The sequence below is a fragment of the Candidatus Koribacter versatilis Ellin345 genome (assembly GCF_000014005.1).
GTDB classification, from domain to species: domain Bacteria; phylum Acidobacteriota; class Terriglobia; order Terriglobales; family Acidobacteriaceae; genus Korobacter; species Korobacter versatilis_A.
Genome location: NC_008009.1, coordinates 4,146,108 through 4,157,977, shown reverse-complemented (window position 1 = coordinate 4,157,977; position 11,870 = coordinate 4,146,108). Strand labels below are relative to the sequence as shown.

The following is an 11,870-nucleotide window of genomic DNA, read 5'->3' as shown; positions in this document are numbered from 1 at the left end:
ATAGGTGGCTGTGGCGTTTGCTGCTTTATGTATTTCTGGATCTGTTGCTCCTCGCGTTGTCGTTCAAGTTGTTGATGGATGGATTCAGTGCTTTTGACTAACGACTCATGCGACGAAAGAAGTGCTTCTAGCAGCTTCTTAAACTGGCGAGGAATCATGGGAGTAGAATGTGCCTATGAAGTCGGCAAAAGAATACACCGAAGGACGCGAAGCCGCAGCCAATTTCAATGCGGCTATGGCCGCAGCGTTCCAGGCTCCGAAAACGCCACGGCCAGAGCCCAAGCGGAAAGTTACTTCCCGCAAAGCGAGCGGCAAAAATTAGAACGTCTCGGTCCACGCCTATGCCCCTGGATGGCGAAGTGAGTCGTTTTGTACTTTCCTGCACGCCACCCAAACTCCTTGGAAGGAAAAGAAGACAGAACTATGATCACTCTGGTCAAGCCCAGACCACCCGCGGTCGGAACACCAGGAGTGATCGATGAGCGAAGTTGAGGTACGGATCGAAGAAGCGGCTATTCGGTTGGGACTGGAGCTCGAGCGGTTAGGAAACGTGACTGCTGCCAAGGTCGTGGGCCAACTTCGGGAGCGCTACGTTCGGGGTAATCCTCGGGCGTGGTGGCTCGACCTCGCGGTTCCATGCACCAAATACGATTCCTCGAACCTTAGTCTTTCATCGGTTTTGCCGTCGATGGAAGGAAGAACCTTCCTCATCCCGGAAATCGATGGGGGAACTCCCCGTTTATAAAGTTCCTGCTGCGGCCCTTGAACGGCTCATTGCCGAGTGTCCTTACTTCGAATACTACGTAGCTGGCGGGATGCTGGAATGGTTGGTAATCGAATCCGACCACAACGTCTTCCTTGTTTGTATTGGCAAGGCCAGCACCTTGGGCTTGCCTCACTAATGAATTCAGTTCGACGAACCCCTATATCGTTCGCGCGCTTCTCGGGCAGGACGCAGTCCGGGAGGCGGTCCTTTACACGCACACACCAGCAGTCACAAAACTCCTGGCGGGTGGCCCAAGGTCTGTTCGCGTCAACATCCTTTTTACTTTCCTTCACGAAACTGCTTGGGTGCCCCGGGTCTCGCGCTTTTCGAGACCTGGGCAGACACTTCAGTCGGCACTACCCTCACATCCCCGATCTTCGTGGGCGGGGATATCAATGCGTCTCGCGGCACTCGTTCTTGTGATTCCGCTCGATCTCTCGCAGTGGGCCATCAAACCGGCTATAGATGAACAGCCCACACCTCAGGCAGACCGAACGAAGGACTAAGCCATCGTCACTGGTCGAGTGATCGAAGCCGGGATGAAACTCGGTGAGTTTTTCGTGGAGCGGGGAACTTTCCACGGGAGGCGTCCTCCTACCGACTGTTGGATGAATTCCAATCACCTATGAGGGAATAATCAGTTGGTCTTCTTTTAAATTTTTGTCTCAGGCTCTGGCGGATTTCTCGGCAAAAAGACGTGCCCGTTGGAACACTTGTAGCTCAGGACACCATGTATTGAGGCATGTTGGGAGTCTGCGTGCTGGCCGACCGCTCGGCAATTAATTAGTAAGAATTCGGTACTACCGCATACCGGGCAATTTGGCGGAGGAGACAACGGTTCTTGCATGTCGCATCACCCTCCGCTGATTGTAATTTACATCTGCTTACAAAATTATCCCCTATGCGCAATGACGCTCATTGACACGACCCCTTAGGTGCCGGGATTGTCGTGTGACAAAACAGTCTAAGTGACTTCGGTTTCTTCGCGAATCACGAATTACAGTGACAAGTAATTCAGGCCATCGTTACATTTCGTTGCAACGCCACTTCGCCCTGAAGTGAGCAAACGCAACTTCTCGTTCGGGAGTCGAACGAGGCCTAAGGGAAACCCCGCCTTCGACACGGCGGGGTTTTTCATGCGCTCAAATCAGGGTGTCACAGTGATCGACAGTACGTTCGAAGTGACGCTCGGAACAGTTCCGTCCGACGTATAGGAGACCTGGTAGTTGTGGGTTCCGGCGGTCGGATTATCAATCCGGAATATGGCTCTTCCATTGCCAAGCGTCGCTTTGGAGACCGGTGTGCCCCCATCCGTGAGATTCGCGAACCCGATCGCGTAATTCGGGTTGATTTGGGCATTCAGATAAAACAACTGTCCAGCCTTGAAAGTGGTTCCCGAAGCAGGTGAGAGGACGATTTGGGAGAGTGCACGCTGGTAGGAACACCATTGGCCGTAATAGAAACTCACCACTTTGTCCGTCGGATTGAGGTACTTCAGCGCGCCCAGTAGTTGGAGATGGACCAGGTGATAGCTCCACGCGACGTGGGGCCCGCGGGGCGCATTCGTTATGTGACCGAGATGGTACGCGCTGATCCCGCCCATTTCGTGATACGGAAGTTCCGCGTCGAGGGTCTTCAATCCGGCGTTGTACATGGACAGAGCCGTCGCATCGAATGCCGAGAGATCGTACAGGCCAACCAGCGTGAACATAAAGCCATTCAACGTGTAAGAGGCGGGTACGGTGGGATATTCCTCGTAATGCGGAAGGTTGGGATCACCAAAAAAATCGTCGGTGAGCCCGCCCTCGGATACCTTCTTCGCTAACGGCGCCAGGGCTTTGCTGGCTGCCGTTAAATACTTCTCATCGTGAGTGACCTGGTAGGCACGGCTCAGTACGGAAATCGCCTGTCCCTGCGCCATTGCGCCGCCCCATGGCGGACTGAGCGTCACTCCCATGCCGGCGACGGTGAAGCTATAGTTGATGTACCAAATGCCGGTCGTGGCGTCCTGAACACTCATCAGCCAGTCCGCTCCCTTGACGAGATTGGCTTGAGCACCGGCGGTACCGTAAGCGACGGAGTAGGAATACTGCTGAAGCGCCCACTGTGAAACCGTCACCGGGTTGTATACGAATACCCCGCTGGCTAGCACCATCGGGATTCCGTTCCCGTCGAACTGAATATTCGATCCGTGAGCGATGTTGCCGTCGGTGAGACTGCTCAGGTACACGCCGGCGGCGCTATAAGTGGTGACCGGTGCGACCGTTCCCAATGCGACGCATTGGCCGTGTGCGACGCGTGTAAAAGAGACCTGCAGGAATACGAGCAATCCGAACACCACGAGTCTTTTCATTTCCTTATCTCCGAATCTAACTAGAGGGGCCCGTGAGTTGAAACTGTCAGCATGGAAAACACTTCAAACGTCGAGTGTTTCCAGCACCGGTACTCCAAACTTACTCAAGATTTTTCTGGCGGCGATGATGCTCACCATCTTCATGTCGAAGCGAACCCCCGATGCGTTGTAGGACTGGACCTGGAAATTCCAGAAAAAGCGCCGTGGACGTCCTTGCGGCGGCACCGTATATCGCCCGTTGACTCCCAAGGTCGCGCCACCCCAGTCGAACAGGTAGCAGTAATGCAGAGATTCCGATCCCAAGGAGATATCAGCGGGCGTGGCATCTCCCTCAGCAAGCACTTCGATCCCATGCTTCATCGAAATTCGCACTTTCTTCCCAAGATCACTGAGAAACACCACGGAGGCGGGGATGAGTTCCAGGAGCTTTGGCGTGTTCTTGGCCCGCGCCTTGCGGATGTAATTGCGATAGGCATCTTTCAGCTTCTCGATGGGAATCTCCGGGGACGACACCAGGGGCCGTGAAGGGAGACTGGCGTAGTCTTCGTTGTACTTGCGGATAGCGGACTCGGAGTCGTGCTCCGTAACCACCTCCCACTGGTCTCCCGGATACAGGACCACGGAGGCACACTTCACGTCCTCGGTGCAGAATCGATGCACGTCACCAATGCGATTGGCGTGAGCGTTCATGAAGTAGTTTTCTTTGTGACAAAACCACACAAAGCTTGCGCATGGCACCACAACGCGAGGCTCAAATACCTCGCATTGCATTTTCATTTGGGCCAGCTTTCGCTGCGCGTGCTGCTTGTGGCGTTCTTCATCCTCCGGATTGCCAGCCCAATCTGCATAGGAAAACTGGGTGAACAAGGCGTCAGGTTTCCCCAGGCGCTCGCGGATCGGAAGTAACTTCGCCTTCGTCGTATAAATGCAATCATTCAGATTGAGGATGACCTTGCCGTCCGCCCGGTATGCAAGCCACGAATCGATCAACCCGGTTCGCCCACAGAAAACCTCAAAGCCCGGTGCGAGCGCGAACCACTCTTCCTCAGGAAGTTCCTGCGTCTTGAACCCGAGCGAGGCGCAGTACTGCAGGACGCGGCGATCTCTCGTCTTGTGGTAAAGCACCGTAATCCGTGCGCGATGTTCAGGCGCTATGCCCCGCAACGACTTGGGAGAAAAATGGTCGGGATGCTCATGGGTAATGAAAATGTGGGTAATGTCGCGGAACTCTTCGTACCCGAACTTCGTTGCAGAAAGCAGGCCCCAGCCGTCATCGAACGCGGTTCCCTCCAACCAGGGGTCGGACATAATAGAGACGTTCGCAGCGGAAACAACGAACGAAGCGTGGTTTACCCACGTCACGTGCATCGATAGACCTTTCTCGAAGAGCGGGGTTCAGCTGGGCAATGAAACAGCCCTTAAGGGGACTTGAAGGGGAAAGTGAGCTGCGAAATATTACGACAGTGCTCATCTCTGGTCAAGATAGGGAGCGTGCACGCGGCACGTGGATTCAGCAACTTAGCCGGGGATAGTAAGCCAAAATGGGAATGGAAAGCACAGGCAACAAAGGCTTTGTTCGCTATTTACTCTTCACCAAACAAAATCCTTCCACTTTTCTGTACCACCTTTGCGGCAAAAAGCCGAGTTGAACACTTTTCTGGCTCCAGGGTCGCGTTTTATGGCATTCCAGGAAGAAATTCACGGAGCAAAACCGGCATTTTTCCGACCGCGTTTAAACGCGCTCTCCGCAAATAACGAGTAAATAAGCACTTGGAAAACTATGTTTATCAACTTCTAACTTCGGGTTTTACCATAAGTTTTCCTGCTTTCTTCGCGGTAACCTCGTACGCGAAGTCCGGTCAGGCACCCATTTCTTTGACTGAGCGCGGACGAAATAATATGCTCAAGCTCAGGGCACGACGAACTTCTCCCCATGGCGACACCCTCCAATTCCAACGATCCTAACGACTTGCAGCAGCCAACCCAACGCATCTTCGGCGCCGGTGAAATGGCGGACCGGACGCGTGCGTTCGACTGGAGCCGAACCCCCGTCGGGCCAATTGAGGGCCTGGCCGGATGTGCTCGTGGTTACAGTGAACCTTCTGCTGGCGAACCGGCAGCCGATGTTCCTGTGGTGGGGCAAGGAACTCACGCAGTTTTACAACGATGCGTATCGGCCAAGCTTAGGAGAGGACAAACATCCGCGGGCATTGGGACAGAGCGGCCCGGAATGTTGGCCCGAAATTTGGGACATCATTGGGCCGGACATTGCGGCCGTGATGTCGCGGGGCGATGCATGTTGGTACGAAGACCAGTTGGTTCCGATCTACCGCAATGGAGTGCTGCAGGACGTCTATTGGACGTACAGCTACAGCCCCGTCCGTTCCGCGGATGGAACGATCTGCGGGACGCTGGTTACATGCTCGGAGACGACGGGGCGGGTCCAGTTGGAGAAGCAGCGCTCGCATCTCCTGGCGGAGTTGCAGCATGAACGGCAACGGTTGTTGGAACTGCTAACCCAGGCGCCAGCTTTTGTGGCGGTGCTGAAGGGCCCTGAGCACGTTTTTGAGTTCACCAATGCACTCTACCGGGAATTGATCGGGGACCGTGAACTCCTGGGAAAGCCGGTAGGCGAGGCTGTTCCGGAAGCTGTCGAACAAGGTTATCTCAAGATTCTCGATCGCGTTTACCACACCGGGGAGCCGCATGTGGCGCATGGTTCCCAGATTCTCCTTGCGCGAAAGGCAGGGTTTCCGCCGGAGCCGAGAATTCTGGATTTCGCGTACCAACCGGTTCGGGATTCCGATGGCAACGTGACTGGCATTATTGCGCTGGGAACCGACGTTTCCGACCGGAACAAGGCGGAGCGTTTATTGGTGCAGGCAGAGAAACTTGCCGTGGTGGGCCGTCTCGCGGCGAGCATCGCGCACGAGATCAATAACCCGCTGGAAGCCGTAACCAATCTGCTGTACCTGGTCGAAGTCACGGATGAACGAGCGCAGCGCATGGCTTTCCTGAAGTCGGCGCAGCAGGAACTGGATCGGGTCGCGAAGATTACAACCCAAACGTTGCGCTTTCATCGCGAGAGCACGAACAAGAAGGCAGTGTTCCTGCAAGATATTGTCGACAACGTGATCACGTTGCTGGCGGGCCGGTTGCGAAATGCTGGTCTCACGGTTGAGAAAGACTTTGCTACGCGTGGCGAGATTGTGGGCCGTGAGGGCGATCTGCGGCAAGTATTCGTGAACCTGATCAATAATGCGGTCGATGCTTGTCGTCCAGGTGGACGCATCGTGGTTCGGCTTCGAGATTCTGTCGATCTCTCCAGCCAACAAAAAGGAGTTCGCATCACTCTGTGCGACTCGGGAACGGGGATGTCGCGGCCAGTGCTACAGCGACTCTTCGAACCTTTCTTCACTACGAAGGGAATGACAGGCACCGGCCTGGGGCTTTGGATCTCGAAGGAAATCCTGGACCAGCACGGTGCCACGCTGCGGGTTCGTAGCAGCACTGCCGACGCGAATCACGGGACGGTGTTCTCGATGTTCTTTCCGACTGGGTAGCGGCGTTTCGACGCACCCAGGTCTCAAATTGCGAGACCTGGGGCACCCGAATTATTTTGCCACGGCGTATTCTTCCAGCATCTTCACCGCTTCCGGGAATTTCATCCACTCACCCGCAACCTGTCGTGTTGCGACGTTCAACCGGTTCCAGGTATTGATCGAGGTGATTGCGAGGAGGAGGGCGGAGAGGCCTTTCTCATCATAGTGGCGGACGGCTTCGTTCCAAACTGTGTCGGGAACCGGATCGCTGCGATCGCTCAGGCGCGTGACATGCTCGGCAAGGGCGAGGGCGGCGCGCTCGGCATCGGAGTAGTAAGGAGCGTCGCGCCAGCCGGCGAGGGCGACGAGGCGAGTGTCAGTCTCGCCTGCCTTCTTGGCAACGAATGCGTGCATCTCAAGGCAGACGCTGCAACCATTGATTTGACTGACGCGCAGCTCGATCAGTTGCAGGGTGGTGACCGGCACGCCGGCCTTCTCAATCAGCGTCGAGATGGTGCGCAGGGCCTGCATGGCTTCGGGAAGGATTAAGGCGGGATTGGTCATTCTTGATTTCATAAAGATGAGCTCCTTCTGTCACAAAAAGTGAATTTCGTTCGTCAACCAAGTGACGAACGACGGTGGGAGAATGTGACAGATGGACGAGAAAAAATTCCTCGCAGAACGATTTGAAGAGAACCGCAGTCATTTGCGCGCGGTGGCGTACCGGATGCTGGGCTCGGCGACTGAGGCCGAGGATGCTGTGCAGGAAGCATGGCTGCGCCTGAATCGCGCGGACACGCAACAGGTGAATAACCTGAATGCGTGGCTGACGACGGTGGTGGCGCGGGTATGTCTGGACACGCTGCGCTCGCGGAAAGCGCGGCGCGAGGAAGCGCTGGATACAGAAGTTACGGAGCCGGTCGCGTCGACTCAAAAAAGAAACAATCCAGAGCAGGAAGCGATGCTCGCAGACTCGGTAGGAATCGCGCTGCTGGTGGTGCTGGACCGGCTGAGTCCGGCGGAGCGGCTGGCGTTTGTTTTGCATGATTTGTTCGGGCAGTCGTTCGAGGAAGTTGCGGCGGTGTTGGACAAGACGCCGGCTGCGGTGCGTCAGCTTGCGAGCCGCGCGCGTCGCAGAGTTCAGGGGCCGCCGGCGATTGAACGCAACGTGCTCAATGCGCATCGGCGAGTGGTGGATGCGTTTCTTACGGCGCTGCGGGCGAGGGACTTTGAAGGATTGGTCTCGGTGCTCGATCCTAATGTCGTGGTGCGCATTGATAAATTCTCAGCGACTGGTGGGAAGGACATCGAAATTCGCGGCGCCGAAACTTGGGCTCGTGGTGCGATCCAATTCGCAGAAGGCGCACGCTTGGCGCGGACGGTGTTGGTGGATGGCGAAGTCGGTGTGGTGATGGCGCCGCGTGGCAAACTATTCCGGGCTGTGCGTCTCTCGATTTCGGATGAGGGACGTATTCGCGAGGTAGAGATCATCGGGGAGAAAGAGCGGCTCGCGGTGATGGATGTACAGCTACTGCCGGAGTGAGAGTTGATGTTGCGCGGATTTGGGCGTCCAATGGTCGGTTCGTTTAAGGGCGCCCAGGATGGATCCATACGACTATTTCGACATTGTGCTCGGGTTGGTGTTCGCAATTCTGTTTGCGGTGCTCTTCTGGCGGATCGGCGATATCGAATATGAAAAGGGATATTTGACTGGGCTGGCGAGCCTGGCGGTATCGGTGATCGTGCTGTTTCCTCTGCATAAGGGCTATCTGGAGATTGTCATCGGGCACATCTTGTTGTTCGGTGCGTTCTGGGTGTTCAACTTGCGGAAGAGCAAGGTGTGATCGAACAAAATCTTGCACAAACGAAGGGCACGACGGAGCGCGAAGGGGGACGAACGAGTCCGCTCCTCGGCTCGTGGCATTGGAAGAGCCAGTCTCCATCTCGGGTGCGGTAGGACCGGGGTTTGAGAGGATCAGGGTTTGCTCGTTGGCCCACCTCCGGTGGTGTATTTCGGCAAGATGGTGAAGTTGAGAATCTCCGAAGAATCATTGTCGGTGCGGTATTCGTTCTGGGCCAGGGAACCGTTGATGCGGATGATGTATTTTCCCTGGGGCAGGTCCTGGGGGAGCTTCTCTTTAAACGTGACGCGACGAGCTTCGCCCGGAGAATAGTCGTTGCCATCGCGATGACTGAGGATGGTGAGTTTGTTATTTTGATCGACGGCCAGAACATCGAACTTAGGATTCTTGGCGATGCCGTCGCCGTCGTTGCTGATGAGACATTCCACGGTAATGGTGTCGCCTGGGCGAGCGGAGAACGGAGTGACCTTGATCGAGTCGTGCACATCCAGGTCCGGGTGAACCTCTCCGAAAACCTTGCCCACGGCCACTTTCCAGGAAGTGCCTGCTCTACCGGTGAAAGTTGCCATCCAGATAGAAGTGCGATCGAAGGGATCAAGCGCGATGCCTGCGGTATCGAGAAGACGCGGCTTAAGCTTCGGGTTCAAAGGATCGAAAGGCGAGGAGGGCCCGGTTCCTTTCGATAACAGGGCGCTGGGGCGAATGTCTTTTTCGGTCTTTAGAAATACGCTGTAACGCGCCTCGGGAAAAAGATCCTTGCCGGTACGAGCAAAAACCATGGCGATGTTGCCATCGCGGTTCATGACTGCGCCCGGCAGGCCGTAGGCGTTGAGAGCGTTCGGGGGATCGTCAAAGAAGTTGCGCCAGCCGATGACGCGATCGATGTCGACATGGACTCCGTGCGGGTAGTTGGCCATGTCGAGGGTGACGAGTCGGGCGGACGGCACACAGCCATTGGAGTTGTTCGTCCACTGGATGCAATCGTTGAAAGTGAGGACGAGGGTTCCCTTGGTGAAGTGGGCCTCGACGGGGAAATGAGAGACATTGCCATAGTTGATAGGCCGTGGGCTTCCTTTCTGAACCCAGGTTGTTGAGGAATTCAGATTCGGCAGATCGATGGCCATGGACTGAAATTTCACCGGATTGGTTTCGGAGATCATAGTGAGGATGATCTGGCCGTCCTCATACTTGGCGAGCATACCGGCGTCATCCGATTTTCCAGCGGCGAGGTGGTCGTGCATTACAACCGCCGCAACGTTCCCTTGAGAATTATTTCCATTGGCTTCCTGCCAATCCCAAAAGGTGTGGATCTCTGGAGCCTTACTTCCGAAACCCACGTCGTCTGCATTCACCGCGATCATGTAGGAGTAAAGATCGGAGTGATCGCCGCCATCCAGTGGAGCGTGCCCGACCTTGATAGCCATGATGTAGCGCGACGGCGTGATGCCGAGGGTGGGATAGTCGGCGGCATTGCCGGGAGTGAACGGTGAGTGCGGGCACTGTTCCTCTTGTCGAGAGCTGCAGTCTCCGTCACCGGGTACAGCGTTGAATCCATAAACGTGGAAGTGCTGGTGGGGGTTTCCGGGGCAAGGCACCCAGGGATCTTCGTTGCAGGAAACCGCGAGAAAGAATTTGGTGCGCCGCTGCGAAATGCTCAGAGAATCGGTGGCATCACTCTGATTCTTGGCGGTGGCGAGCAACACAAAACGATGATGAAACTCGTCGAAGGCGAGGCGTGCATCGCCGATCTGGCTTGTGGATGAGGACATGAGGAGCTTACCCGGTTTCACGTCCTGATTGAGATTGAGGACCTTGTCGATGCCGACGATCAGGTTTTTGAAGATCTGATCGCGGAGTTTGATGTCGCCGGTAAAGCCCACAGTCCTTTCAATTCGCTTTCCAGACTTGAAATAGAAAACGAGAGAGTCCCAGGTAAGAACGCCAACCGCGTTGGTGCCAACGGCGAGTTCGGGATCCACGGCGCCAGTACTCTCCGAAGCATCAGCGGGAAATTTGTAGGTGAGCGCCTGGCTGCGAAGGCTGGGTGACAGGAACAAGGACTCTCCAAAAACGATCTCGTCACGAAGCACTTTTTCAGGACCTCCATTCATTTCGGAGGCGAGCACCGCGGTGTGTCCGGCCATAGCGACGCCGGAGACTTTCGTTTGACTCACGGCGACGGTGGTGACGTGGTTGGGATCTACGACGTCGTGGGGACCATCATCGGCGTCTTCGTCTCCCGCGTTTTCTGGCTCGGGAGTAGCAGTCACGGGACCTTCGGCGTCGGGGAAGGGACCATAGATCGTGACGGATCCGGATTTAGCTTCGACGTCTTTGAGTTTCGGCTCTGCGGCAGTTTGGGAGAACCCAGGGAGGGCGGCAAGCAGAAGGAGGCAGGACGACAGGCGGTAGGAGAAAAGGGGCATTTGGTCTCCTTGACGGGTTCGGAGGAAGGCACGATTTTTCAGGCCACGGAGTGTACTCGCGGGCGAGTGAGGCGGAGGCGAAAGAATTGCCTTAGAAGGAGTTACGGTGGTGCAATTGGGCAGGTGTCCGGTTACTGCTCGTGGTAGTTGAACAAGAGGCCACCATCCACAACCAGGGTTGTTCCCGTTATGTAGTCGGCATCGGACGATGCGAGGAAGGCGGCACAGCCGGCGACGTCGTCCGTCGTCCCCATCCGTTTCAGCGGGATGTGCTCAAGCAGGGGCTTTAGTTTTGAGGGGTCGTGCAGGAGTTTGTCGTTGATCGGCGTCTTGATGGCGCCGGGAGCTATGTTGTTCACCGTGATGCCGTACGGAGCAAGCTCGATCGCCAGATTTCGGCAGAGCATTTTCAAGCCGCCCTTCGCCGCGCAGTACGACGCAAAGTTGGGGAAGGGGAGTTCTTCGTGGACGGAGCTGATGTTGATGATCTTGCCCGGGCGCTTCGCTTCGGCGAGATCGCGCGCGAACAACTGCGAGAGAAAGTACGGGCCTTTCAGGTTCACTGCGATCACCGAATCAAAGTCGTCTTCGGTTGACTTGAGAAACTCGTCTCGCTTCTCGATGCCGGCGTTATTGACAAGCACATCGAGCGGGCCGAGGGCTCGGGTGGCGTCGGCATAGAACTTTGCCAGCGCGCCGATGTTGCTGACGTCGATTTGCAACGCAGCGGCATTCACTCCATGCGAACGCATCTCCTCGACAGCCGACTTTGCATGATCATCATTCGAGAGGAAGCCGATGGCCACGTCGGCACCTTCCTGCGCAAAACGAAGAGCGATGCCGCGACCAATGCCCTGATCGCCGCCGGTTATCAAAGCGTGCTTGCCTTTGAGTCGCATGGTTCAGTTTGAGTTCTCTATT

At 56.0% G+C, this 11,870-nt stretch carries 9 protein-coding genes; 4 read left to right on the top strand and 5 right to left on the bottom strand.

All coding sequences use genetic code 11. From position 1 onward, the window contains the following. The first annotated feature begins 175 nt into the window (after positions 1-175). Complete coding sequence (locus ACID345_RS27015; RefSeq protein ID WP_187148852.1) at positions 176-322, top strand: hypothetical protein; 147 nt, start codon at positions 176-178, stop codon at positions 320-322. A 1,591-nt stretch (positions 323-1,913) separates the two neighbouring features. Here the strand turns inward: ACID345_RS27015 and ACID345_RS25755 are convergent. Further along, positions 1,914-3,119, bottom strand: coding sequence for a D-glucuronyl C5-epimerase family protein (locus tag ACID345_RS25755; protein ID WP_011524316.1), 1,206 nt, complete (start codon positions 3,117-3,119; stop codon positions 1,914-1,916). 63 nt (positions 3,120-3,182) lie between these two features. Beyond that, entirely contained in the window at positions 3,183-4,487 is a 1,305-nt protein-coding gene (locus ACID345_RS18180) for an MBL fold metallo-hydrolase (protein ID WP_011524315.1), read from the bottom strand. 656 nt (positions 4,488-5,143) lie between these two features. On the opposite strand from ACID345_RS18180, the gene ACID345_RS18175 reads away from it, so the two are divergent. After that, the gene (locus ACID345_RS18175) at positions 5,144-6,682 is read left to right on the top strand and encodes a two-component system sensor histidine kinase NtrB (protein ID WP_148210165.1); all 1,539 of its coding nucleotides are present in this window, start codon (positions 5,144-5,146) and stop codon (positions 6,680-6,682) included. A gap of 51 nt (positions 6,683-6,733) precedes the next feature. On the opposite strand, the gene ACID345_RS18170 is transcribed toward ACID345_RS18175, so the two are convergent. Beyond that, positions 6,734-7,237 carry a carboxymuconolactone decarboxylase family protein gene (locus tag ACID345_RS18170; protein ID WP_011524313.1) on the bottom strand — a complete coding sequence of 168 codons (504 nt, stop codon included), beginning with the start codon at positions 7,235-7,237 and terminating at the stop codon, positions 6,734-6,736. 79 nt (positions 7,238-7,316) lie between these two features. Between ACID345_RS18170 and ACID345_RS18165 the strand changes: the two genes are divergently transcribed. Next, on the top strand, positions 7,317-8,204 hold the full coding sequence (locus ACID345_RS18165; protein ID WP_011524312.1) for a sigma-70 family RNA polymerase sigma factor: 888 nt from the start codon (positions 7,317-7,319) through the stop codon (positions 8,202-8,204). A 58-nt stretch (positions 8,205-8,262) separates the two neighbouring features. Beyond that, entirely contained in the window at positions 8,263-8,505 is a 243-nt protein-coding gene (locus ACID345_RS18160; RefSeq protein WP_011524311.1) for a hypothetical protein, read from the top strand. A 131-nt stretch (positions 8,506-8,636) separates the two neighbouring features. Here ACID345_RS18160 and ACID345_RS18155 read toward each other — a convergent pair whose 3' ends face one another. Further along, on the bottom strand, positions 8,637-10,949 hold the full coding sequence (locus tag ACID345_RS18155) for a hypothetical protein (RefSeq protein ID WP_011524310.1): 2,313 nt from the start codon (positions 10,947-10,949) through the stop codon (positions 8,637-8,639). Positions 10,950-11,080: 131 nt separating this feature from the next. Next, positions 11,081-11,848, bottom strand: coding sequence for an SDR family NAD(P)-dependent oxidoreductase (locus ACID345_RS18150; RefSeq protein ID WP_011524309.1), 768 nt, complete (start codon positions 11,846-11,848; stop codon positions 11,081-11,083). Positions 11,849-11,870: the final 22 nt, after the last annotated feature.

Excerpts from the sequence above, each read along its gene's own strand:
- ACID345_RS27015 (WP_187148852.1), top strand. The coding sequence starts at position 176 with ATGAAGTCGGCAAAAGAATACACCGAAGGACGCGAAGCCGCAGCCAAT.
- ACID345_RS25755 (WP_011524316.1), bottom strand. The coding sequence starts at position 3,119 with ATGAAAAGACTCGTGGTGTTCGGATTGCTCGTATTCCTGCAGGTCTCT.
- ACID345_RS18180 (WP_011524315.1), bottom strand. The coding sequence starts at position 4,487 with ATGCACGTGACGTGGGTAAACCACGCTTCGTTCGTTGTTTCCGCTGCG.
- ACID345_RS18170 (WP_011524313.1), bottom strand. The coding sequence starts at position 7,237 with ATGAAATCAAGAATGACCAATCCCGCCTTAATCCTTCCCGAAGCCATG.
- ACID345_RS18165 (WP_011524312.1), top strand. The coding sequence starts at position 7,317 with ATGGACGAGAAAAAATTCCTCGCAGAACGATTTGAAGAGAACCGCAGT.
- ACID345_RS18160 (WP_011524311.1), top strand. The coding sequence starts at position 8,263 with ATGGATCCATACGACTATTTCGACATTGTGCTCGGGTTGGTGTTCGCA.
- ACID345_RS18155 (WP_011524310.1), bottom strand. The coding sequence starts at position 10,949 with ATGCCCCTTTTCTCCTACCGCCTGTCGTCCTGCCTCCTTCTGCTTGCC.
- ACID345_RS18150 (WP_011524309.1), bottom strand. The coding sequence starts at position 11,848 with ATGCGACTCAAAGGCAAGCACGCTTTGATAACCGGCGGCGATCAGGGC.